The sequence below is a fragment of the Variovorax atrisoli 110B genome, from assembly GCF_000382045.1.
GTDB classification, from domain to species: Bacteria; Pseudomonadota; Gammaproteobacteria; order Burkholderiales; family Burkholderiaceae_C; genus Variovorax; species Variovorax atrisoli.
Genome location: NZ_KB907451.1, coordinates 407,280 through 430,616 on the forward strand (window position 1 = coordinate 407,280; position 23,337 = coordinate 430,616).

Consider the following 23,337-nt stretch of genomic DNA (forward strand, 5'->3'; position numbering starts at 1 on the left):
CGCACGCGCCTACCTGCGCTCGACCACCATCGGCGAGATGTGCAGGTTCTCGCGCAGCTGGCCGACCACCTCGCCGGCCGCGTTGCGCGAGGCAAATGGCCCGGCCTGCAGCCGATGCGTGCCGGCTTCGCTGAACACGCGCAGCTGCGACGCCAGCGACGGCACGCCGCGCGCGGCCTGGTTCAGCAGGCTCTCGGCACCGTCCCGCTCGCGGAATGCGCCCAGCTGCACCCAGAAGCCGGGAAGTGCCGCGGCGGGCCGCTGAGCGACGTCGGCGGGCGGCGTAGAGGGCCGCGCAGAGGGCGGAGCCGCTGCCGCCTGCAGCGGCGGCAGCTCGTTGACCACGATGGCCTGCCGGCCCGGCGGAATGGATGGCGGCGATTGCGCCGATTCCGGCTCCGCCCCCGTCCCCGGCGGCAGGGCCGCAGCCATCGGCGTCTGCGGAACGACGGGCATCGTCGATGCGGGCTGCGGCGCGTCGCCGCCGGCCATCGCCACCGGCGCTACCCATTCGGCCGGCACGCGCACTTGCTGTTGCTGCTGCTGTGGCAGCGCCGCGCTCGCCACGCGCACCGGCGCCGTCCGCACCGGCGGGGGCGTTTCGGCGGCGGCATACGCCGTTCCCGAATCGCGCCGCCATGCGCCGGTGCGGATGTCCTCGTTCGTGATCCGCTCGATCTCCACCGGCGCCACGCCGCGAAGCAGGTCGAGCTTGAGCGCGGCCGTGTAGCTCAGGTCGATGACGCGGCCGTCCACGAACGGGCCGCGATCGTTCACGCGCACGATCACCTCGCGCCCGTTGGCCGGGTTGCGCACGCGCACGTAACTCGGCAGCGGCAGCGTCTTGTGCGCGGCCGTCATGGCGTACATGTCGTAGGGCTCGCCGCTGGACGTGGACGCCGCATGGAACTTGCGCCCGTACCACGAGGCCAGCCCCGATTCGCGGAACGGCCGGTCGTCGGTGATCGGCACATAGCCGCGGCCCAGCACCGTGTAGGGCTTGCTGGTGCCGCCCAGGCTGCGGATCGGCTCGACGCGGGGTTCGGCGTCGGGCACGTTGGCGAGGTCGGGCGGAATGTTGGTCCCGGGGCCATCGCGGCCGCTGGCCACGCCGCCCCCGCTGCGCGGACCGCTGGCGCAGCCCGCAAGAAGAACGGCGACGGCTACCGCGCACGCCGCCAGTGCGGTCGTGGCCGGGGAACGGGCTCCCTCAGCCAAATACGGCCTTCCACAGCGCCAGCATGGCATCGCGCTCGGCCGCCAGCGCGGGCGGCGTGACCTGCGTAGGTTCCTCGTTGAGGCGCGCGCGGTGCTGCACGCGGCGCAGCTCGCGGTAGGCGCGCGCCGCGCTGCGGCCCACGCCGTCGGGCAGCAGGCCGGCCAGTTCGGCACGCAGCAGGAGGGCGATGTTGCCCACGTTCGGAATCAGCTCGGGATGGTCGGCCGAAGACGACAGCACCAGGAACTGCACCGCGAACTCGGCATCGACCATGCCGCCGGGGCTGTGCTTCACGTCGAAGCGGTCGGGCTTCACCGGCCGCGCGCTGCGCAGCTTGTTGCGCATCGCGATGATCTCGGCCTTCAGCGCCTCGCGGTCGCGCGGCGCCACGAGCACCGCCTCGCGCACCTGGTCGAATCGCGCGCCCAGCTCGGCGCCGTGGTCCTCGCTGCCGAGCACGAAGCGGGCGCGCGTCATGGCCTGGTGCTCCCAGGTCCACGCGGTGTTGCTGCCGCGGCCGAGCTGGTACTTCTCGTAGGCCTCGAAGCTGGTGGTCAGCAGGCCGGAGTTGCCGTTGGGCCGCAGGGCGGTGTCGATCTCGAACAGGTCGCCCTCGCGGGTCTTCACCGTGAGCCAGTTGATGAGCTTGCGCACGTAGGCCGCATAGACCTCGCCGGCGCGCTCGTCGTCGTCGTCGTAGACGAACACGATGTCGAGGTCGCTGCCGTAGCCCAGCTCCTTACCGCCGAGCTTGCCGTAGCCGATGATCGCGAACTGCGGCACCTCGCGGTGCCGGTTGCGCACGTGCGGCCAGCACCAGCGGGCGGTCACGCGCAGCGTGGCGTCGGCCAGCGCGCTGAGGTCGTCGGCCACCTGCTCGACGGTGAGCCGGCCGTCCACGTCGCGCGCCAGCGTGCGGAACACCTCGGCGTGGTGCGCGTGGCGCAGCAGGTTCAGCAGCCGCTCCTCGTCGGCCTCGCCGGTGCGGGTGAGCGATGCGTGGCGCGCGTCGAGCTCGCGCTCGAACTCGGCGGCGACGAAGCGGCCCGAGAGCATCTCGTCGCTCGCGAGCTCGTCGATCACGCCGGGGTGCTGCATCAGGTAGCGTGCGGGCCACTTGGCCGCGCCCAGCAGGCGCAGCAGGCGTTCCTGCACGGCGGGGCGCTCGACCAGGAGCGCCAGGTAGCTCTCGCGGCGCATCAGCGGCTCGATCCAGTCGGCCCAGCGCATGGCGGCGTCGACGTGGCGCGGGGTCTGGCCCGCGCCGTCGCCGTCGGGCTCCTTGAGCCACTGGCCGGTGCGCTGCACCAGCTGGCGCAGGCGCGCGCGGGTTTCCTCGCGCAGCGCCAGCACGCGGGGCTGCTCGCACCAGTCGCGGATGCGCTCGGCGAACATGGGGGGCAGGTCGCCGAGCAGGTCGGCCAGGTCGGCGGGGGCGGCGGTCTTCTTGCCGCTGCACTTGCCGTTGCAGGGCTTCTCGCCGCCGAGCAGCTTGTCGAACTCCTGCGCGACGAACTCGCGGTGCGTGTCGAGCTGCTCGAGGAAGGGGCAGCAGCTCGCGTAGCCCATGCTCTGGGCGATCCAGCGCAGGTCGTCGTCGGATACCGGCAGCACGTGGGTCTGCTGGTCGTCGAGGTACTGGATGCGGTGCTCGACGCGGCGCAGGAACTCGTAGGCCGCGGCCAGCGCGTCGGCCGTCTCCTGCGGCATGAGGTTGGCGCGAGCCAGGCGCTGCAGCGCGTCGAGCGTGGGCCGCGTGCGCAGCTCGGGGAACTGCCCGCCGCGCACCACCTGCAGCAGCTGCACGGTGAACTCGATCTCGCGGATGCCGCCGCGCGAGAGCTTCACGTCGTTGGCACGCTCGGGGCGCCCGGCGCTGCGGCGTGCCGACTGCTCGCGGATCTGCCGGTGCAGCACGCGCAGCGAATCGAACACGCTGTAGTCGAGGTAGCGTCGGAACACGAAGGGCAGCACCGCGCCGCGCAGGCCCTGGGCCTGGCCCGCGAGCACGACGTCGCGCGGCGCGACCACGCGGCTCTTCATCCAGGCGAAGCGCTCCCACTCGCGGCCCTGCACCTGGAAATACTCTTCCAGCGCATCGAGCGAGACCACGCTCGGGCCCGAGTTGCCGTTGGGCCGCAGCGCCAGGTCGACGCGGAACACGAAGCCGTGCTCGGTGGTGTCGCCCACCAGCGCGTAGATGCGCTTCACGGCGCGCGCGAAGTATTCCTGGTTGGACAGGCGGCCGCGCCCGTCGGCGTCGCCCTGGGTCTCGCCGTCGACGTCGTAGAGGTAGATCAGGTCGATGTCGCTCGACACGTTGAGCTCGCGCGCGCCGAGCTTGCCCATGCCCACGATCCAGAGCTGCGCGCGCTGCCCCTCGGGCCCCATCGGGGCGCCGTGCGTGGCGTCGAGTTCGCGGCAGGCCTCGCGGCAAGCGATGTCCAGCGCCAGTTCGGCCAGCTCGGTGACGGCGGTGGTCACCACGGCCAGCGGTGCCTGCTCGTCGCAATCAAGAGTTACAAGCCTCTCCATCACCAGCTGCCGCACAATGCGCAGAGCGTCGCCGACGCCGTCCCCGCGCTGGCGCAGTGCCTCGTAGGCCACCGCCATCGATTCGCGCCGCGGCGCGCCCGGGGGAAGCAATGCAAGCTCGGCGGCATACCTGCGGCGCAGGCGCTGCACGAACCTCGAATACGAAGAGAAGGCGCCCTGCGGCGCCGGAGAACTGGGAGAAATGGTGTCTGGCAACTGGTTCACACCGATGCTGGTTTCCGCGGAACCCGTCTGAAAGCTGGCGGTCATAATTCCGGACACAGCGCGATCCTCAATGAACGACACGGCGTCTTCCCCTTCACGTCTGCTCAAAATCACCGCTGTGACGGCGCGCTGGCTGCTCGGTCTCTTGATCGCTGCATGGCTTCTGCTGGCGCTGTCAGTCGTTGTCCTACACGCGTGGATTGTGCCGCGAATCGGCGATTTCCGTGACGCGCTCGAGGCGCAGGCTAGCAAGGCCATCGGCGTGCCGGTGCGCATCGGATCGATCACCGCCCGCTCCGAAGGGCTTTTCCCGGCCTTCGAATTGCGCGACGTGGTGCTGCAGGACGTGGACAAGCGGGAGGCCCTTCGCCTCGCACGCGTGGTGGCCAGCGTGTCGCCGCGCTCGCTGTGGCGGCTCAATTTCGAACAGCTCTACATCGAGCGCCCGCAGCTCGACGTGCGCCGCGACCGTCAGGGAAAACTCCATGTGGCTGGTTTGCACATGGACACCGACACGACCGGAGAAACCCGCGGTGCCGACTGGTTTTTCGCGCAGCGCGAGCTGGTCATCGAAGGCGGCACCGTGCGCTGGACCGACGAGCAGCGCCAGGCAGAGCCCCTGCTGCTGACCGACGTGCGCTTCGTCGCGCGCAACAGCGCCCGGCGCCACGGCCTGCGCCTGGACGCCACGCCGCCGGCCGGCTGGGGCGAGCGCTTCACGCTGCGCGGCCAGTTCCGCCAGCCGCTGCTGTCGATCCGCACCGGCCACTGGCAGACCTGGGACGGCCAGCTGTACGCCGACCTGCCCTACATCGACGTCACCCGGCTCGGCCAGTACATCTCGCTCGATGCGCGCATCCGCGAGGGCAACGGTGCGCTGCGTCTGTGGGCCGACGTGGACGACGGCCAGGTCGTCGGAGGCGCGGTCGACCTGGGGCTCGACAAGGTCGACGTCTCGCTCGACAAGGGCCTGCAGCCGCTGGTGCTGCGCGCGGTCACCGGCCGCCTTTCCGGCCAGCTCACCGAGGAGACGCTGGAGTTCTCCACCACCGCCTTGCAGTTCGATACCGCCGACGGCATGCGCTGGCCCGGCGGCAACCTGTGGCTTCAGCACACGCCCGCCAGGGGCCGCACGCCCGAGCACGGCGCGCTGCGCGCCGACCGGCTCGACCTGGCCGCGCTCGCCCTCATCGCCGACCGGCTGCCGCTGGGCGACGCCACCCACCGCCTGCTCGACAGCTACGGGCCGCGCGGCCTGGTCGAGCACGTCGACCTGAACTGGCAGGGCTCGCTGGGCGCACCCACCCGCTACCAGGCCAAGGGCCGGGTCAGCGGGCTGCGCATCGCCTCGCAGCCGGCGCCGACCGACGCCGCGGCGGGGCCTTCGCAGCAGACCCCGGCGGCTCCGGTCGCGATACCCACCGCGGCGACCACGACCGTCTCCACCACGGCCGCCACCGCTGCAGCCGCTGCCACCGCCGCAGCCCCGCACCAGACCCACGACGCCGGCACCCCCGGCCTGAGCGGCGCCACCATCGACTTCGACGCCACCCACACCGGCGGCACCGCCACGCTCGCCATCGCGCAAGGCACGCTTGAATTCCCCGGCGTGTTCGAGGAGCCCGTCATTCCCGTCGACCGGCTCTCCACGCAGCTGCAATGGAAGCTCGACAGCGGCAATGGCAGCGCGCAGCTGCAGGTGTCGAAGCTCAGCTTCGCCAACACCGACGCGGAAGGCGAGGCCCAGGCCAGCTGGCGCACCAGCGATCCGGCCGTCTCGGGCGGCAAGTCGCGCTTTCCGGGCGTGCTCGACCTGCAGGGCAAGCTCACCCGCGCCGACGGCACGCGCGTGTTCCGCTACCTGCCGACGGGCATCCCCCAGCACACGCGCGACTACGTGCGCGAGGCCGTCACCAAGGGCATCGCGAGCAGCGTCGACTTCCGCGTGCGCGGCGACCTGCACGACATGCCCTTCAAGGACCCGAAGCAGGGCGACTTCCGCATCGCCGCCAAGGTGTCTGACGTCAACTACGCCTACGCGCCGCCCTCGATCACCAACGCAACGCCTTCGCGCAACGGCACCCCGGCGCGCGTCTGGCCGGCGCTCACCGGCCTGTCGGGCGAGCTGGTGTTCGAGCGCGACAGCATGCTGGTGCGCAACGCGCGCGGCCGCCTCGCAGGCACCACCGGCGTCGAGGTGACCAGGGGCGAGGCGCAGATCCCGGAGCTTTCGCACCATGCGCAGGTGCTGCGCGTCGACGTGCAGGCCAAGGGGTCGCTGGGCGAGGTGCTGCGTGCGGGGGCGCCGCTGGCCGGCACCGAGCCGGGCGGCATCGGCGAGATCATGCAGGCCGCGCGCGCCACCGGTTCGGCCGACTACAAGCTGCACCTCGAACTGCCGCTGGAGGCCATGGACAACGCCAAGGTGCAGGCCAGCGTGGCACTGGCCGACAACGAGCTGCAGGTGGTGCCGGCGGCGCCGTCGTTCACGCAGGCCAGGGGCACGGTCAACTTCACCGAGACCGGCTTCTCGCTGGCCGGCGTGCAGGCGAAGCTGCTGGGCGGCGACATCCGCGTCGAAGGGCGCGGGCGCTTCAGCGGCCCCAACCGTGAGGTCGCGCTGAAGGCGCAGGGCACGGCCACCGCCGATGGACTGCGCGGCGCGCGCGAGGTCGACTGGCTCGCGCGACTCGCGAAGAAGGCGACCGGCAGCACGCCCTACACAGCCACCTTCTCGGTGCGCGACGGTGCGCCCGAGTTCTCGTTCGCCAGCAGCCTGCAGGGCCTGGCGCTGCAGCTGCCGCCGCCGCTCGTGAAGACGGCCGAGGAGCAGATGCCCCTGCGCATCGAGAAGAAGGTGCTCGCGCGCGACACCTCGAAACAGGGGGCCGCCGCGGCCACGCAGGACCAGATCTCGCTCGACCTCGGCCGCGTCGGCGCCGTCCAGTACGTGCGCGAGCTCGTGGGCAGCGAGGCGCGCGTGCTGCGCGGCAGCATCGGCGTGGGCCTCGCGCCGGGCGAGACGGCGAGCCTGCCCGACAAGGGCGTGTTCGCGAACATCAACGTCGCCAAGCTCGACACGGCGGCCTGGGAAGCGCTGCTGGGCGAGGCGACGAGCACAGGCACAGGCGCCAACGCGGCCACCGGCACCAACGCCGGCGCCGGCGCCGATGCCCCCGAGCGCCCCGACGATCCGGCGATGGCCTACCTGCCCACGCGCATCGCGGTGCGCGCGCAGCAGCTCGGCGTCGCGGGACGCACGCTGCACAACGTGGTGCTCGGCGGCACGCGCGATGGAAACCTCTGGCGCGCCAACATCGACGCCAGCGAGCTCAGCGGCTATGCCGAATACCGCCACGCGCAGGCCGGGCGCCTCTATGCGCGCCTCGCGCGGCTGAAGATCGCGCCCTCCGAGGCCACGCAGGTCGAGACCCTGCTCGACGAGCAGCCCGGCAACCTGCCGGCGCTGGACATCGTCGTCGACGACTTCGAATTGCTGGGCAAGCGCCTGGGCCGCGCCGAGATCGACGCGGTCAACCGCGGCGGCGCCGGCCGCGAATGGCTGCTCAACAAGCTGACCTTCACCATGCCCGAGGCCAGCTTCGTGGCGAAGGGGACCTGGGCGGCGGGGGCTGGAGCTCCGGCGGGCCAGCGCCGCACCGCCATGACCTTCAGGCTCGACATCGCCGACGCCGGCGAGCTGCTCACGCGCTTCGGCATGCCCGGCGTGCTGCGGCGCGGGCGCGGAAGGATGGAGGGCGACGTCAACTGGCGCGGCTCGCCGTTCTCGCTCGACTACCCGAGCCTGGGCGGGCAGCTGCAGCTCGACGTGGAGCAGGGCCAGTTCCTCAAGGCCGACCCGGGGCTGGCCAAGCTGCTGGGCGTGCTGAGCCTGCAGGCGCTGCCGCGCCGCCTCACGCTGGACTTCCGCGACGTGTTCAGCGAGGGCTTCGCCTTCGACTTCATCCGCGGCGACGCGAAGATCAGCAAGGGCATCGCCAGCACCAACAACCTGCAGATGAAGGGCGTCAACGCCGCCGCGCTGATGGACGGCTCGGCCGACATCGTGCGCGAGACGCAGAACCTGCGCGTGGTGGTGGTGCCCGAGATCAACGCCGGCACCGCCGCGCTGGTCGCCACCGCCATCAACCCGGCAGTCGGCCTGGGCACCTTTCTTGCACAGTGGGTGCTGAGCAAGCCGCTCGCGGCGGCGGCCACGCAGGAGTTCCACATCGAGGGCACCTGGGCCGACCCCAAAATAGCGAAGGTGCCCCGCACCCTGCAGCTTCTGCCGCAGACCATTCCCGGCGCGCCCGGTCTGCCGCCGACCTCGCGGACCGCGGACGACGGCAAGAAAACGGAGACCAAGCAATGAGAGTCGCAGCCATCCAGATGGTGTCGGCCATCGCCCGCGAAGCCAACCTCGCGCGCGCCCACGACCTGCTCGCGCAGGCCGCCGCCGGCGGCGCCGAGCTCGCGGTGCTGCCCGAATATTTCTGCATGATGGGCGCGCGCGACACCGACAAGCTGGCCTTGCGCGAGACGGCGGGCGCGGGCATGGTGCAGGGCTTCCTGGCCGACGCGGCGCGCGAGTTCGGGCTGTGGATCGTCGGCGGCACGCTGCCCGTCGAGAGCACCGACGCAGAGCACGTGTTCAACAGCTCGCTGGCCTTCTCGCCCGACGGGCGCTGCGTGGCGCGCTACGACAAGATCCATCTCTTCTTCTTCGACAACGGCACCGAGCGCTACGACGAGCGCCGCGTCATCGCGCCCGGCGCGAAGCCGGTGGTGTTCGAGCTGCCCTCGCGCGACGGTCACCGCTGGCGCGTGGGCATGAGCGTCTGCTACGACCTGCGCTTTCCCGAGCTGTACCGCGCGCTCGCGAAGCAGGGCGCCGACCTGCTGCTGGTGCCCAGCGCCTTCACGCGCACCACCGGCGCCGCGCACTGGGAGGTGCTGCTGCGCGCCCGCGCCATCGAGAACCTGGCCTGGGTGGTCGCGCCCGCGCAGGGCGGCACGCACGAGAACGGCCGCCAGACCTGGGGCCAGTCGCTGGTCGTCGATCCCTGGGGCACGGTGGTGGCGCAGCAGGCCAGCGACGAAGGCGTGGTGCTGTTCGACATCGACGCGGCCAAGGTGCAGAGCACGCGCACGCAGCTGCCCGTGCTCTCGCACAGCGTTCTCTAGATGACTCCCGGGCCTGCCCGCTTCGTGAGGCCGCCGACCCCCTTCGAGGGGGCAACACCGGCGGCCCGCCAAAGCCGGTTCCGCGGAACTCTCGGATTCACCCCCAGGCTTCGCGCACTTCGTGTCGCTGCGCCAACCCCCTTCGAGGGGGCAACACCGACGGCCCGGCGAAGCCGGTTCCGCGGTGTTCCTGGAACAAGCCGCGTACCTTGCGTGCGGCGGTGGTGCCGGCATGTCTGATGCGCTGCTGACCGTTGCACCGCAGCGATGGGCGCTGCTGGCCTATGCGCGGCTGCGCTCGCTGTGGCAGCGCTGGTTCCTGTGGCTGTTGCTGGCGGTGCTGGTGTCGGTGCTGCTGGTCACGGTGGTGTGGCTCGCGGGCCGGCACGAAGTGGAGCAGGTGCAGGCCGCGCTCGACCGCGACACCGCCGACGCGGTCGCCGACCTGCGCAGCGGCTTCCAGCGCAATGCGCAGAGCCTGCGCGCCACGCAGGCGCCCGGCGCCGATCCCGCCAGGTGGCCGGAGGTGGCTGCCGCGCTGCTGCGCGAGCACCGCGAGTGGCTGCGGCTCGAATGGCGCGATTCGGCGCTGCGCCCGCTGCAGGCCGTCAATACGCCCTACCGCATGCGCGTGCTCGACGAGGACACGCGCGGCCCCGACCAGTCCGACGTGTCGCTGGCCTGCGCCGCGGCGCGCAAGCTGGGCGCGTCGGCCTATTCGCCGAGCCACTACGTGCCCATCGCGGGCGGCGGCGGCATCGAGGTGATGGAGCTGTGCGTGCCGATCGACGCGGGCGGCTACTTGGTGGCGAGCTATTCGCTGCGCGACGCGCTGATCGAGCTGGTCGGCCCCACGCTCACGCGCGGCCAGGAGGTGGCCTTCACCGAGGCCGACGGCACGCGGCTGGTGGCGCTGGGCAGCTCGCGGCGCACCGGCACGCGGGTGTTCACCTCGCAGCAGCTCATCGACCTGCCGGGCACCTCGCTGATGCTGCGCGTGGACGGCTGGCGCGCGGCGCCCGACCTGTTCCCGAACATGCTCACGGCGCTGGTCACGGCGATCTCCATCGCACTGGTGTCGGTGCTGGTGCTGCTCGCGCGCGACACGCGCCGCCGCCTGCGCGCCGAGCGCGACCTGGCCGACGCGCTGGCCTTCCGCAAGGCGATGGAGGACTCCGTCATCACCGGCCTGCGCGCGCGCGACCTGCGCGGCCGCATCACCTACGTCAACCCGGCCTTCTGCGAGATGGTGGGCTTCAGCCCCGAGGAGCTCATGGCGGACAACGCCGAGGCACCCTACTGGCCCACCGAGCTGGCGCACGAGTACCAGCAGCGGCAGGCGCGGCGACTCGCGGGCGGCATGCCGCCGCGCGAGGGCTTCGAGTCGGTCTTCATGCGCAAGGACGGCACGCGCTTTCCGGTGCTGATCTTCGAGGCGCCGCTGATCAACGCGCACAAGGTGCAGACCGGCTGGATGAGCGCGTTCATCGACGTGAGCGAGCAGCGCCGCATCGAGGAACTCTCGCGCGCCAGCCAGGAGCGCCTGCAGGCCAGCGCGCGGCTGGCCACCGTGGGCGAGATGGCCTCGCTGCTGAGCCACGAACTCACCCAGCCGCTGGCCGCCATCGCCAGCTATGCGAGCGGCTCGCTCAACCTGCTGGGCCCCGACGCCAAGGGCGACCAGGGCGAGGTGGCGATGGCGGTGAAGCGCATCGCCGAGCAGGCCGACCGCGCCGGGCAGGTGATCCGCAGCGTGCACGACTTCGTGCGCCGCCGCGACCGCACGCGCGAGGCCGTCGCGCCGCAGGCGCTCATCGACGCGGTGCTGCCGCTGGTGCGGCTGCAGGCGCGCAAGCTGGGCGTGATCATCGAGGTGGTGCTGGAAGACCGCCTGCCCGCGGTCATGTGCGACCGCACTCTGGTCGAGCAGGTGCTGCTGAATCTCGCGCGCAACGCGATGCAGGCCATGGACAGCCCCGACAACATCGGCAGCCGCGTGCTGCGGCTGCGAGTGGCGCGCGCCGCCGCGATGGGCGCCGCGGGCCAGGAAGACGGCCGGCGCTGGATCGAGTTCTCCGTGGCCGACCTCGGCAGCGGCATCACCGAGGAGGTCGCCGAGCGGCTCTTCACGCCCTTCTTCACCACGCGCGCCGACGGCATGGGGCTCGGCCTGAGCCTGTGCCGCACCGTGGTCGAGCAGCACGGCGGGGCGCTCCTGTTCGAACCCAACAAGCCGCGCGGAACCGTGTTCAGGTTCACGCTGCCAAGTACATGATCCACCCCCAGGCTTCGCGCACTTCGTGTCGCTGCGCCAACCCCCTCGAAGGGGGCGGCGCCAGCGGCCCGGCGAAGCCGGTTCCGCGGTGCCCTCGAAGGGCCCGCGCCTGTTTTTGGATTGAATTGATATGCAACCGCTGATCGACGGCTTGATCTTCATCGTGGACGACGACGCCAGCGTGCGCGAGGCGCTGGCCTGGCTGCTGCGCTCGCGGCGCCTGGCCAGCGAGCACTTCGCGAGCGCGGAGGCGTTCGAGCAGTTTCTCGACCAGGGCCCGCTGCCGCAGCAGCCGCTGTGCCTGCTGCTGGATGTGCGCATGCCCGGCACCAGCGGGCTGGTGCTGTTCGACCGCATCGTAGAGCGCGGGCTGCTGCCCGCGATGCCGGTGATCTTCCTGACCGGCCATGCCGACGTGCCGACGGCCGTCGACGCGGTCAAGCGCGGCGCCTTCGACTTCTGCGAGAAGCCCTTCTCCGACAACGCGCTGGTCGACCGCATCGAGCATGCGCTGAGCGCGTCGCAGCAGGCACTGGAAGTGCAGCGCGCACGCCGGGGCCTGGCCGAGCGCATCGGCGAGCTGACCGATCGTGAGCGCGACGTGATGCGGCTGGTGGTCGAGGGCCTGCCGAACAAGCTCATCGCCGACCAGCTCGCGATCAGCGTGCGCACGGTGGAGGTCCACCGCGCGCGCGTGTTCGACAAGATGGAAGTGAAGTCGGCCGTCGAGTTGGCCAACCGTCTGCGCGAACTCTAGCCCCCTGATTCTTCGCGGAACACCGCGGAACCGGCTTTGCCGGGCCGCAGGTGTTGCCCCCTGAGAGGGGGAAGGCGCGCGCGACATGCAGTGCGCGAAGCCTGGGGTCAGCTCAGGACCACCGCGGAACCGGCTTCGCCGGGCCGCAGGCGGTGCCCCCTGAAAGGGGGGTGGCGAAGCGACACGAAGTGCGCGAAGCCTGGGGGTTAGGCCTTCTCCGCCACGAAGATCTCGACGCGGCGGTTCTGTGCGCGGCCTGCGGCCGTGTTGTTGTCCACCAGCGGTTCGCGCGAGCCGCGGCCGTCGGTGGTGATGGCGGTGGTCGAGACGCCGCGGCTCACGAGGTGGTTGCGCACGCTGTCGGCGCGGCTCACCGAGAGGCGCTCGTTGCCTTCCTCGCTGCCGGTGTTGTCGGTGTGGCCCACCACGCGCACGCTGGCGGCGGTGGCGCTCTTCAGGCCTTCGGCGACCTTGTCGAGCACCTGCGCGAGGTTGCGCTTGACGTTGGCGCGGCCGGTGTCGAACGACATCTCGTTGGGGATCACCAGGTGGAGCTGGTTGTCGGCGGTCTGCTCGATCACCACGCCCGTTCCCTTGGTCGAGGTCTCGAGGTCGCTCTTCAGCGTGGCCAGGCGGGCCGTCCAGCTGTTGGCCGGTGCGGCTGCGGGCGCGGCTGCAGGCGCGGGTGCCGGCGGGGGAGCCGACTGCGATGCGCAGCCCGCGATGAACAGCAACGCGGCGGCTGCCGCACTCGAAACAACGAACTTCCTCATGAGATTCCCTCTTAATGGACCAATGGAACGGTTATGGCGGGAACCGGCCTTTCAGCGCGGCCGGTTTCCCTCTCGTGCGCCGGCGCTCGCTCAGCCTCGCGGCCCGCGCTCGCCCACGTAGATTTCGACGCGGCGGTTCTGTGCCCTGCCCGCGTCGCTATTGTTGTCGGCGATCGGCTCGTGCGAACCGCGGCCTTCGATGCGGAAGATCGCTGCGTTCACGCCGCGCGCCACGAGGTAGTCGCGGGTGCTGGCTGCGCGGTCGACCGACAGGGGGTTGTTGATGGCGTCCGAACCGGTGCTGTCGGTGTGGCCGATGATGCGCACCTCGGCGTTCGGGTTGCCGCGCAGGCCGCTGGCGAACTGGTCGAGCACCGGCGCGAAGTTGGGCTTGATGTTGGAGCGGCCCACGTCGAACGACACGTCGCTCGGGATCTGCAGCTTCAGCTCGTTGTTGGGCGTCTGGGTCACGGCCACGCCGGTGCCCTGGGTGGCGGCTTCCATCTGGCGCTTCTGGTTCTCCATGCGCTGCGACCACAGGTAGCCGCCGAGCGCGCCGGCTGCCGCGCCGACAACCGCACCCGTGCCGATGGCCCCGCGGTTTCCGCCGGTGGCCGAGCCGATGGCGGCTCCGCCCAGCGCGCCGATGCCGGCGCCGATGCCGGTGTTGCGCTGCGTGTCGGTCATGCCGCCGGCACAGCCCGAGAGGACGAGCGCGGCGGCGGTGGTGGCGAGTACGAACTTTTTCATGGCGTTCCCTTTCGAGGTTGATTGAAGCGAGCGACAGCTTAGCCTTCGGGGAGTGCGTGATGGTACGGGCTCAAAGCCCTACGGAAAATAAGAAAAGTTTCGTCATCGCGCATGAATGCTGCGATGATTGCTACCAAAGTAATAGCAATGGGGTGGTTGTCCGACAGTGCTGAGCGGCCCGGGACTTCAGGAGCAATTCACGCTTCGGGCGGGCGCTTTGCCTGGTCGGTGCCGCGGCCGGCCCCCGGCTCGTCGTCGTCATCGTGCAATTCACCCTTGTTGCGGCCGGAAAACATGGTCCACCAGATGATCAGAATGAACACCAGTCCCGCGGCGAGGGCTTCAAGCAGAATCAAACCCATGAGAAATGGACTCCAGTGGCTGGTCGGGATTGCGATCGTAGCAACGCTCGCCGCCTGCTCCACCGGCCCGCGCACGCCCGAGGCCCCCATCCGCCCCCCCGTCAGCCAGCCGCGCGACCTCGGTCCGCTCACCGGTTCGCTCGCGCATCCCAAGAGCCGCTGGGTGCCCGTCGGCTGGAGCGAGCTCCCCGGCTTCGGCGAAGACCCGCTGCACGAGGCTTGGATCGCACTGCTGGCGAACTGCACCCGCCCCAACGCCGCCTTCGCGCCGCTGTGCCGCGACGTGCGCCAGCTGACCATCGCCACCCCCGAAGAGCAGCGCCAGTGGATGACAGAGCGGCTGCAGCCCTATCGCGTGGAAGCGCTCAACGGCCAGAGCGAAGGCAAGCTCACCAGCTACTACGAGCCGGTGTACGAGGCCTCGCGCGTGCCCACCGCCACCTTCAACGTGCCGATCTACCAGGCGCCCGACGGCCTCGTGCCGCGCCGCCCCTGGTACACGCGCCAGGAGATCGAGACCCTGCCCGAGGCGCAGGCCGCATTGCGCGGGCGTGAGATCGCATGGATGGCCGACCCCATCGACGCGCTGATGCTGCACATCCAGGGCTCGGGGCGGCTGCGCATCACCGAGGCCAACGGATGGCAGCACACCGTTCGCGTCGCCTTCTCGGCCACCAACGAGCAGCCTTACCGCAGCGTGCAGCAGTGGCTCGTCAGCCAGGGCGTGGCCAAGGTCGGCAAGTGGCCGGATGACACCAAGGCCTGGGCCGCGCAGAACCCGCAGCGCGTGACGCAGATGATGTGGAGCAACCCGCGCTACGTGTTCTTCCGCGAAGAGACCATGAGCGAGGTCGATGCCGCCTTCGGCCCGCGGGGCGCGCAGGGCGTGCCGCTCACGGCCGGCCGCTCCATCGCGGTCGACCGCGAGAGCATTCCCTACGGCACGCCGGTGTGGCTGGCATCCAGCGGACCGGCGGCGCAGCTGCAGAAGCTGGTGGTGGCGCAGGACACCGGCAGCGCCATCCTCGGCGCCGTGCGCGCCGACTACTTTGCCGGCACTGGTGCCGATGCGGGCCGCCTCGCGGCGAGCATGAACCAGCCGCTGAGGCTGTGGGCCCTGTGGCCGCGGCAGCTGCCCGCTCCTTGAGCCGGGGAGCGCCGATCCGGACGAGGCTTCGGTGAAGGGTTTCCGAAAAAGACCCGGCATAACCTGACCGGAAGCTGATCAATTCACGGAGTCGTCATACGAAGTGCCTAACTTCGCGGGCTGGTTTTTCCCCAACCCACGAAGAAAGACATTGCGCATGACCGCAAACACCCGCTCCGACGATCGCCCGGTCGAAATCGAAGACATCGGCACCAACACCACGTCGAATCCCTCGTTCAACGACCTGATCGCCGCCCGACTGAGCCGCCGCCGCCTGTTCGGCCTGGGCGTCGGCACGGCCGGCACCGCGCTGCTGCAGGCCTGCGGCGGTGGTGGCGGCGGCGGCACCGCCTTCCCGGTGCTGCCTCCGGCACCTGCACCGGCTCCCGCTCCGGCGCCTGCCCCCACGCCGGCACCCAGCCCCGCCCCGATGAAGCTCGGCTTCAATGCCGTTGCCAAGAGCCTCGCCGACGTGGTCACCGTGCCGGCCGGCTACACCGCCAGCGTGCTGTACCGCCTGGGCGATCCGATCGCCTCGGGTGTCGCCGCGTACCAGAACAACGGCAATGACGACGCCACCACGTACGACCGCCGCGCAGGCGACCACCACGACGGCATGACCTATTTCGGCATGAACGCGTCGAACAAGTGGGATGCCACCGGCGCATCGCGCGGCCTGCTCGTGATGAACCACGAGGCCATCACGCCGCTGTTCCTGCACCCCACCGGCCAGACCATCGTCAGCGGCGCGCGCACTGTCGCCGACGAAGTGCTGCGCGAGTTCTACCTGCACGGCGTGAGCGTGATCGAGGTCAACAAGAGCGGCAGCACCTGGAGCTACAAGCAGGACTCGAGCTTCAACCGCCGCGTCCACACGCTCACCGAGATGGCCTTCTCGGGCCCCGCCGCCAAGACCGGCTACCTGAAGACCAAGTACTCGACCGACGGCAGCAAGACCCGCGGCACGGTCAACAACTGCGCCAACGGCACCACGCCGTGGGGCACGTACCTCACCTGCGAGGAGAACTGGGCCGGCTACTTCCGCCGCATCGCCGTCAACGACGATGCCAACCGCACGGCCAAGGAACTGGCTTCCTTCAGCCGCTATGGCGTGGCCGGCACCGGCCGCGAACTCTGGGCCACCGTCACGCCCGACACCGCCGACAACCTGTACGGGCGCTGGAACACCGAGGTCGTCGCCACGAGCGGCACCGCTGTCGACGACTACCGCAACGGCGCGAACACCTATGGCTGGGTGGTCGAGATCGACCCGTTCAACCCCTCCAGCACGCCCAAGAAGCGCACCGCGCTCGGCCGCTTCGGCCACGAAGGCGCCTGCCTGGGCCCGGTCGTGGTCGGCAAGCCGCTGGTCTGGTACATGGGCGACGACTCGCGCAACGAGTACATCTACAAGTTCGTGTCGACCAAGAACTGGGACGCTGCCGACATCGGCGGCGGCACGGCCGCCGGCGACAAGTACATGGACGACGGCAAGCTCTACGTCGCGAAGTTCAAGGCCGACGGCACGGGCGACTGGCTCGAGCTGAAGCTGGGCGTCAACAACATCACCGCCGGCTACTCCGCATACGCATTCGCCGACGCGGCCGACGTGCTGATCAACGCCCGCCACGCAGCCGATGCGGCCGGCGCCACCAGGATGGACCGCCCCGAATGGACGGCCGTCAATCCGAAGACCGGCGAGGTCTACGTCACGCTGACCAACACCAATTCGAGCTCGCGTCCGATCGGCAAGACCGACGCCGCCAACCCGCGCTTCTACAACGACAAGACCACCGCCGGGAAGGACCAGAAGGGCAACCCGAACGGCCACATCGTGCGCTTTGCCGATACCAACGGCGACCCGACCTCCGCCACCTTCAAGTGGGACGTGTACCTCTTCGGCGCGCGTTCCACCGCGTCGGCCGATGTCAACCTCTCGCAGCTCGGTGCCGACAACGACTTCTCCAGCCCCGACGGCATGTGGTTCAGCCAGGCGGCGCCCGGCCTGCTGTGGCTGGAGACCGATGATGGCGCCTACACCGACGTGACCAACTGCATGCTGCTGGCGGCCCTGCCGGGCAAGGTCGGCGACGGCGGCGCGAAGACCATCACCAACGTCGACGGCTCCACCACCGCCACGCAGGCCACCTTCGTCGGCAAGGCTCCGGGCACCGACGGACTGCGCCGCTTCCTGGTCGGCCCCATCGACTGCGAGATCACCGGCATCGCCGAATCCGGCGACGGCCGCGCGCTGTTCGTGAACATCCAGCACCCGGGCGAGACCACGGCCAGCACGAACATCTCGGATCCGACGAAGTTCCTCAGCCACTGGCCGGAAGGCGGCAATGCCCGCCCGCGCTCGGCAACCATCGTGATCACCAAGAACGACGGCGGCCTGATCGGCCTCTGATCGACCTGGATCGGATTCCCCTGTCCGGCGGGGGCACCGCGGAACCGGCTTCGCCGGGCCGCAGGTGTCGCCCCCGGCAAGGGGGGTGGCGCAGCGACACGAAGTGCGCGAAGCCTGGGGGTGTGCCTATTTCGGCAACGGCAGCGCCGTCTTGTATCTCACCTGCTTCAGCGCAAAGCTGGAGCGGATCTTCTCGATCCCCGGAATCGGCGTGAGCTGTTCCAGGATGAATTTCTCCAGCGCCGCCATGTCCGCCACCGCGATGCGGATCAGGTAGTCGCTGTCGCCCGTCATGAGGTAGCACTCCATCACTTCGTCGTGCTCGGCGATGCGCTGCTCGAAGTCCGCGAGTGACTGCTTGCTCTGCGTCGTGAGGCTGATCGAGATGAACACGTTGAGCCCGAGGCCCAGGGCCTTGGCGCTTGCGAGCGCGACATAGCGGTCGATCACGCCGCTGGCCTCGAGCACCTTCACGCGCGAGAGGCAGGGCGATGGCGACAGGTGCACGCGCCGCGCCAGCTCCACGTTCGACAGCGCGCCGTCGCGCTGAAGCTCGTCCAGAATGCGCAGGTCGATGGCGTCGAGTTGCATGAAATGCCGTGCAGATTGAATATCGCAGAATTTTATGCTGCGAGGCCTGCATGGGCTTGGCGCTGCCGGTAGCTAATTTTCCGGACTGCGGCCTAAAGTGCTGCCATGAACGCCCCGATTTCGCCCGACCAGATGCGCGCCCTGCTGCTGGATGAAGCGCAGCTCTCGCACGATCCCGACCCCGCCGAGACCGCCGAGTGGCGCGACGCCTTCGTGGCGCTGGCGCAGACGCAGGGGCCGCAGCGCGCCAGGCAGATGCTGGCCGAGCTGGCCCGCCTCGCACGGCAGCAGCGCATCGGATGGCAGCCCGAACTCGCCACGCCGTACGTCAACACCATCGCGGTGGAAGACCAGCCGCCGTTCCCGGGCGACCTCGCCATCGAGGAAAAGCTCGCCTCGCTGATGCGCTGGAACGCGCTCGCGATGGTGGCAAAGGCCAACCAGGCGTACGGCGAACTTGGCGGCCACATCGCCAGCTATGCGAGCGCGGCCGACCTGTTCGAGACCGGCTTCAACCATTTCTTCCATGCGCGCAGCGAGCACCATCGCGGCGACCTCGTGTTCTTCCAGCCGCACAGCGCCCCCGGCGTCTATGCCCGCGCATACCTCGAAGGCCGCCTGAGCGAGGAAGACCTGAAGCACTACCGCCAGGAACTCACCGCGCCCGCCTTCGTCGACGGCAGCGGCGCGCGCGGCCTGTGCAGCTATCCGCATCCGTACCTGATGCCGGACTTCTGGCAGTTCCCGACCGGCTCGATGGGCATCGGCCCCATCAGCTCGATCTACCACGCGCGCTTCATGCGCTACCTCACGCACCGCAACCTGCTGAACTGCGAGGGCCGAAAGGTGTGGGGCGTGTTCGGCGACGGCGAGATGGACGAGCCCGAGTCGATGAGCGCCTTGACGCTCGCCGCGCGCGAGAAGCTCGACAACCTCGTGTGGGTGGTCAACTGCAACCTGCAGCGCCTCGACGGCCCGGTGCGCGGCAATGGCCGCATCATCGACGAGCTCGAGAAGCTCTTCGCCGGCGCGGGATGGAACGTCGTCAAGCTGATCTGGGGCAGCGACTGGGACGGGCTCTTCGCCCAGGACGTCAGCGGCGCGCTGGCGCGCGTGTTCGCCAACACCGTCGACGGCCAGATGCAGACCTTCGCCGCCAAGGACGGCCGCTTCAACCGCGATAACTTCTTCGGCCAGAACCCCGAGCTCGCGCGGCTGGCCGAAGGCATGACCGACGAGCAGATCGACCGCCTGAAGCGCGGCGGCCACGATCTCGTGAAGATTCATGCCGCCTACGCCGCCGCCGCGGCGCACCGCGGCCAGCCCACCGTGATCCTCGCCCATACCAAGAAGGGCTACGGCATGGGCAGCGCCGCGCAGGGCAAGATGACCACGCACTCGCACAAGAAGATGGGCGACGTGGACCTCATCGAGTTCCGCGACCGCTTCAACCTGCCGCTGACCGACGCGCAGGCCACCGCGATGGACTTCTACCGCCCCGCCGAGGACAGCGCCGAGATGCGCTACCTGCGCCAGCACCGCGAGTCGCTCGGCGGCGCCATGCCGCGCCGCGAGACTGCCTGCGAGGTGGTCGCCAAGCCCGACATCGCGAGCTACGCGCAGTTCGCCACTGTTGCCGGCGGCAAGGAGATGAGCACCACCATGGCCTTCGTGCGCATGTTGGGCAACCTCATGAAGGACAAGGCCCTCGGCCCGCGCATCGTGCCCATCGTGGCCGACGAGGCGCGCACCTTCGGCATGGCCAACCTGTTCAAGCAGGTCGGCATCTATTCGAGCGTGGGCCAGCGCTATGCGCCGGAGGACATCGGCTCGGTGCTGAGCTACCGCGAGGCCACCGATGGGCAGATCCTGGAAGAGGGCATCAGTGAGGCCGGCGCCATCGCCAGCTGGACGGCCGCGGCCACCAGCTACAGCGTGCACGGGCTGGCGATGCTGCCCTTCTACATCTACTACTCGATGTTCGGCTTCCAGCGCGTGGGCGACGCGATCTGGGCCGCGGCCGACCAGCGTGCGCGCGGCTTCCTGCTGGGCGCCACGTCGGGCCGCACAACCCTCGGCGGCGAGGGGCTGCAGCACCAGGACGGAAGCAGCCACCTCGTGGCCGCGACCATCCCCAACTGCAAGGCCTACGACCCGGCCTTCGCGGGCGAGATGGCGGTGATCGTCGACGCGGGCATCCGCGAGATGATGGTCGAGCAGCAGGACGTGTTCTATTACGTCACGCTCATGAACGAGAACTACGCGCAGCCCGACGTGCCGGCCGGCGCGGAAGGCGACATCCTGCGCGGCTGCTATCGCTTCGGCACTTACGCGCCGGCATCGGGCAAGGCGAAGAAGAAGGTCACGCTGATGGGCTCGGGCGCGATCCTCACCGAGGTCGTGAAGGCCGCGCAGCTGCTGGCCGACGAAGGCATCGAGGCCGAGGTGTTCAGCGTCACGAGCTGGAGCGAGCTCGCGCGCGATGGTCTGGCCTGCGAGCAGCGCGAACTGGCGGGCGAAGAAGCCGGCGTGCCCTTCGTCGCGCAGCAGCTCGGCAAGGGCGGCAGCAAGACACCGATCATCGCCGCCACCGACTACGTGCGCGCAGTGCCCGAGAGCGTCCGCGCCTTCCTGCCCGAGGGCCGCCGCTACATCACGCTGGGCACCGACGGTTTTGGCCGCAGCGACACGCGCGCTGCGCTGCGCGGCTTCTTCGGGGTCGATGCGCAGAGCATCGCGAAGGCCGCACGCCACGCGCTGGGCTGAATTCCTGCGGTCTCCGCGACGGGGCGGGCCCTGCGTTAGAGTCGCAGGCCCCACCCCCTTCGCACCCATGACCGCCCGCTTCCAGTCCATCGCCCCCGCCGTCCGCCTGGCCGACCGGGTGGCCGATGCGCTTGCGGCCGAGGTGCGCAGCGGGCGGCTCTCCGAAGGCGACCGGCTGCCGACCGAGACTGCGCTGGCCGAGCAGTTCGGCGTGAGCCGCACGGTGGTGCGCGAGGCGGTGTCGCGGCTGAAGTCGCTGGGGCTGCTCGATTCGCGGCAGGGCAGCGGCGTCTACGTGCGCGCTGCCGGCGTCGAGCCGCTGCGCTTCGAGATGCCGCACGTGGCCTCGCGCGAGGCGGTGATCCAGATGGTCGAGCTGCGTCGCGCGCTCGAAGCCGAGGTGGCCGCGCTGGCCGCAGAGCGGCGCACCGAGGAGGAGATGCAGCGCATCCGCGACGCCATCGCCGCATTGCACGCGGCGGTCGAGGCGGGCGGCAACGGGGCGGACGAGGACGTGCTCTTCCACCGCGCCATTGCCGAGGCGGCCCGCAACCCCTTCCTGATCGGCACGCTGCAGTACCTGCGGCAGTTCCTGCACGGCGCCACCCGCGTCACGCGCGCCAACGAGGCGCGCCGCGCCGATTTCGCGCGCGAGGTGGCGCAGGAGCATGCGCGCATCGTGGAGGCGATCGAGGCCGGCGACCCGCTGCGCGCGCGCGAAGCCGCCAAGAGCCACATGGACAACGCGATCCGCCGCATCGAGCAGGCCGATCCGGTGTTCTGGCAGCAGGAGGGCGAGCAGCTCGCCCGTCCGCTGGTCGAAGGCTGGCCCGCCGGCGGCTGAGCCGACACACAAAGACACCACAAAGTCGCCGGAAGGTGAGTTTTCCGAGGGTTTACCCGGGTCGGCCAGCAAAACCTAGATTTGTATGATGACCTGACAAATCATCAGAGACACAGCTTTTCATGACTTCCTCGACCCTCCAGGCCGGCGCCATGTCGCCCGCCGCCGCCGACGCCGCGCTCGAAAAGCGCGCCTATTCCAAGGTGTTCTGGCGCCTCGTGCCCTTCCTGATGCTCTGCTACGTGATCGCGTACCTCGACCGCGTGAACGTCGGCTTCGCCAAGCTGCAGATGGGCCAGGACCTGGGCTTCAGCGAAACCGTGTTCGGCCTGGGCGCCGGCATCTTCTTCCTGGGCTACTTCCTGTTCGAGGTGCCGAGCAACCTGCTGCTCAACCGCGTGGGCGCGCGCATCTGGATCGCGCGGATCATGATCACCTGGGGCCTGCTCTCGGCCTGCTTCATGTTCGTGAAGACGCCCACCAGCTTCTACATCCTGCGCTTCCTGCTCGGGCTGGCCGAGGCGGGCTTCTATCCGGGCGTGATCCTCTATCTCACGCACTGGTACCCGGCGCACCGGCGCGCGCGGATCATCGCGGTGTTCATGTCGGCGATTCCCGTGGCGGGCATCTTCGGCAACCCGCTGTCGGGCTGGATCATGGACAGCTTCCACGGCGTGTCGGCCATGAGCGGCTGGCAGTGGATGTTCCTCATCGAGGCCATCCCCGCCGTGCTGATCGGCCTGATGGTGCTCTTCTACCTGGACAACGGCATCGCCCAGGCGCGCTGGCTGAACGCCGAGGAAAAGGCGCTGCTGCAGCGCGAGGTGGCGAGCGACGCCGTCCACGGCGCCAAGGGCCCGCACTCGGTGGCCGGCGTGTTCCGCGATGCGCGCATCTGGTGGATGGCCTTCATCTACTTCGCGTTCGTGATGGGCCAGTACGCGCTGACCTTCTGGCTGCCGACGCTGGTCAAGGCCACCGGCGTGCAGGGCAACCTGAACATCGGCCTGCTCAGCGCCATTCCCTTCCTCTGCGCCATCGTCGCGATGAACCTCTTCGGCCGCAGCGCCGACCGGCGCCAGGAGCGCCGCTGGCACCTGATCGTGCCGGCCATGATGGGCGCCGTGGGCTTCACCGTCGCCGCCTCGTATACGCAGAATACCGCTGTGTCGCTGGCGTTCCTCTCGCTCGCCGCCGCCGGCGTGCTGACCTGCGCGCCGCTCTTCTGGTCGCTGCCCACCGCCTTCCTGACGGGCACGGCGGCCGCCGCGGGCATCGCCGCCATCAACTCGGTGGGCAACCTCGCGGGCTTCGTGAGCCCCTACCTCATCGGCTACCTGAAGGACCTCACGGGCAGCACGCAGATCGGCATGTACGTGCTGGCCGGCGCGCTGGTGCTCGGCGCCATCGCCGTGTGGTTCACGCCCAAGCAACTCGTCAACCGCTAGATGAAGTACACCCTCAGGCTTCGCGCACTGCGTGTCGCTGCGCCCACC

General features: G+C 70.0%; 15 protein-coding genes. 9 read left to right on the forward strand and 6 right to left on the reverse strand.

Going from position 1 to position 23,337, the window contains the following annotated elements:
* Positions 1-9: 9 nt before the first annotated feature.
* A complete protein-coding gene (locus G369_RS0109970) occupies positions 10-1,218 on the reverse strand; it encodes a septal ring lytic transglycosylase RlpA family protein (protein WP_019653855.1) in 1,209 nt (402 codons plus the stop codon).
* Positions 1,211-4,024 (reverse strand): bifunctional [glutamate--ammonia ligase]-adenylyl-L-tyrosine phosphorylase/[glutamate--ammonia-ligase] adenylyltransferase, encoded by a 2,814-nt coding sequence (gene glnE / locus G369_RS0109975; protein WP_019653856.1) that lies wholly within the window; start codon positions 4,022-4,024, stop codon positions 1,211-1,213. The genes G369_RS0109970 and glnE overlap by 8 nt, the downstream gene beginning before the upstream one ends.
* Before the next feature lie 25 nt (positions 4,025-4,049).
* Here glnE and G369_RS0109980 point away from each other — a divergent pair, with 25 nt between their 5' ends.
* From G369_RS0109980 to G369_RS0109995, 4 genes are all read left to right on the forward strand, one after another.
* Positions 4,050-8,354 carry a YhdP family protein gene (locus G369_RS0109980; protein ID WP_019653857.1) on the forward strand — a complete coding sequence of 1,435 codons (4,305 nt, stop codon included), beginning with the start codon at positions 4,050-4,052 and terminating at the stop codon, positions 8,352-8,354.
* Positions 8,351-9,166 carry a carbon-nitrogen hydrolase family protein gene (locus G369_RS0109985; RefSeq protein WP_019653858.1) on the forward strand — a complete coding sequence of 272 codons (816 nt, stop codon included), beginning with the start codon at positions 8,351-8,353 and terminating at the stop codon, positions 9,164-9,166. Before G369_RS0109980 ends, G369_RS0109985 begins: the two co-directional genes overlap by 4 nt.
* Positions 9,167-9,398: 232 nt before the next feature.
* Entirely contained in the window at positions 9,399-11,441 is a 2,043-nt protein-coding gene (locus tag G369_RS0109990; RefSeq protein ID WP_019653859.1) for an ATP-binding protein, read from the forward strand.
* Between the two features lie 130 nt (positions 11,442-11,571).
* Entirely contained in the window at positions 11,572-12,198 is a 627-nt protein-coding gene (locus tag G369_RS0109995; RefSeq protein ID WP_019653860.1) for a response regulator transcription factor, read from the forward strand.
* A 206-nt stretch (positions 12,199-12,404) separates the two neighbouring features.
* Here G369_RS0109995 and G369_RS0110000 read toward each other — a convergent pair whose 3' ends face one another.
* The 3 genes from G369_RS0110000 to G369_RS39070 all read right to left on the reverse strand — a co-directional run bounded on the left by G369_RS0110000 (position 12,405) and on the right by G369_RS39070 (position 14,083).
* Positions 12,405-12,971 carry an OmpA family protein gene (locus G369_RS0110000; protein WP_019653861.1) on the reverse strand — a complete coding sequence of 189 codons (567 nt, stop codon included), beginning with the start codon at positions 12,969-12,971 and terminating at the stop codon, positions 12,405-12,407.
* 90 nt (positions 12,972-13,061) lie between these two features.
* Complete coding sequence (locus G369_RS0110005) at positions 13,062-13,721, reverse strand: YiaD family glycine zipper/OmpA-like lipoprotein (protein WP_019653862.1); 660 nt, start codon at positions 13,719-13,721, stop codon at positions 13,062-13,064.
* A gap of 197 nt (positions 13,722-13,918) precedes the next feature.
* Entirely contained in the window at positions 13,919-14,083 is a 165-nt protein-coding gene (locus G369_RS39070) for a hypothetical protein (protein WP_019653863.1), read from the reverse strand.
* Between G369_RS39070 and mltA the strand changes: the two genes are divergently transcribed.
* A complete protein-coding gene (gene mltA / locus G369_RS0110015; protein WP_019653864.1) occupies positions 14,082-15,230 on the forward strand; it encodes a murein transglycosylase A in 1,149 nt (382 codons plus the stop codon). The genes G369_RS39070 and mltA overlap by 2 nt on opposite strands.
* A 157-nt stretch (positions 15,231-15,387) precedes the next feature.
* A complete protein-coding gene (locus G369_RS0110020; RefSeq protein ID WP_019653865.1) occupies positions 15,388-17,640 on the forward strand; it encodes a PhoX family protein in 2,253 nt (750 codons plus the stop codon).
* 126 nt (positions 17,641-17,766) lie between these two features.
* Here G369_RS0110020 and G369_RS0110025 read toward each other — a convergent pair whose 3' ends face one another.
* Positions 17,767-18,231 (reverse strand): Lrp/AsnC family transcriptional regulator, encoded by a 465-nt coding sequence (locus G369_RS0110025; RefSeq protein ID WP_019653866.1) that lies wholly within the window; start codon positions 18,229-18,231, stop codon positions 17,767-17,769.
* A gap of 105 nt (positions 18,232-18,336) precedes the next feature.
* Here G369_RS0110025 and mdeB point away from each other — a divergent pair, with 105 nt between their 5' ends.
* The 3 genes from mdeB to G369_RS0110040 all read left to right on the forward strand — a co-directional run bounded on the left by mdeB (position 18,337) and on the right by G369_RS0110040 (position 23,289).
* Positions 18,337-20,997: an alpha-ketoglutarate dehydrogenase gene (gene mdeB, locus G369_RS0110030; protein WP_019653867.1), complete on the forward strand. Its 2,661-nt coding sequence runs from the start codon at positions 18,337-18,339 to the stop codon at positions 20,995-20,997.
* Positions 20,998-21,064: 67 nt separating this feature from the next.
* Positions 21,065-21,841, forward strand: a complete 777-nt coding sequence (locus G369_RS0110035; RefSeq protein WP_019653868.1) for a FadR/GntR family transcriptional regulator — start codon at positions 21,065-21,067, stop codon at positions 21,839-21,841.
* A 122-nt stretch (positions 21,842-21,963) separates the two neighbouring features.
* Positions 21,964-23,289, forward strand: coding sequence for an MFS transporter (locus G369_RS0110040; RefSeq protein ID WP_019653869.1), 1,326 nt, complete (start codon positions 21,964-21,966; stop codon positions 23,287-23,289).
* The last annotated feature ends 48 nt before the right edge of the window (positions 23,290-23,337 follow it).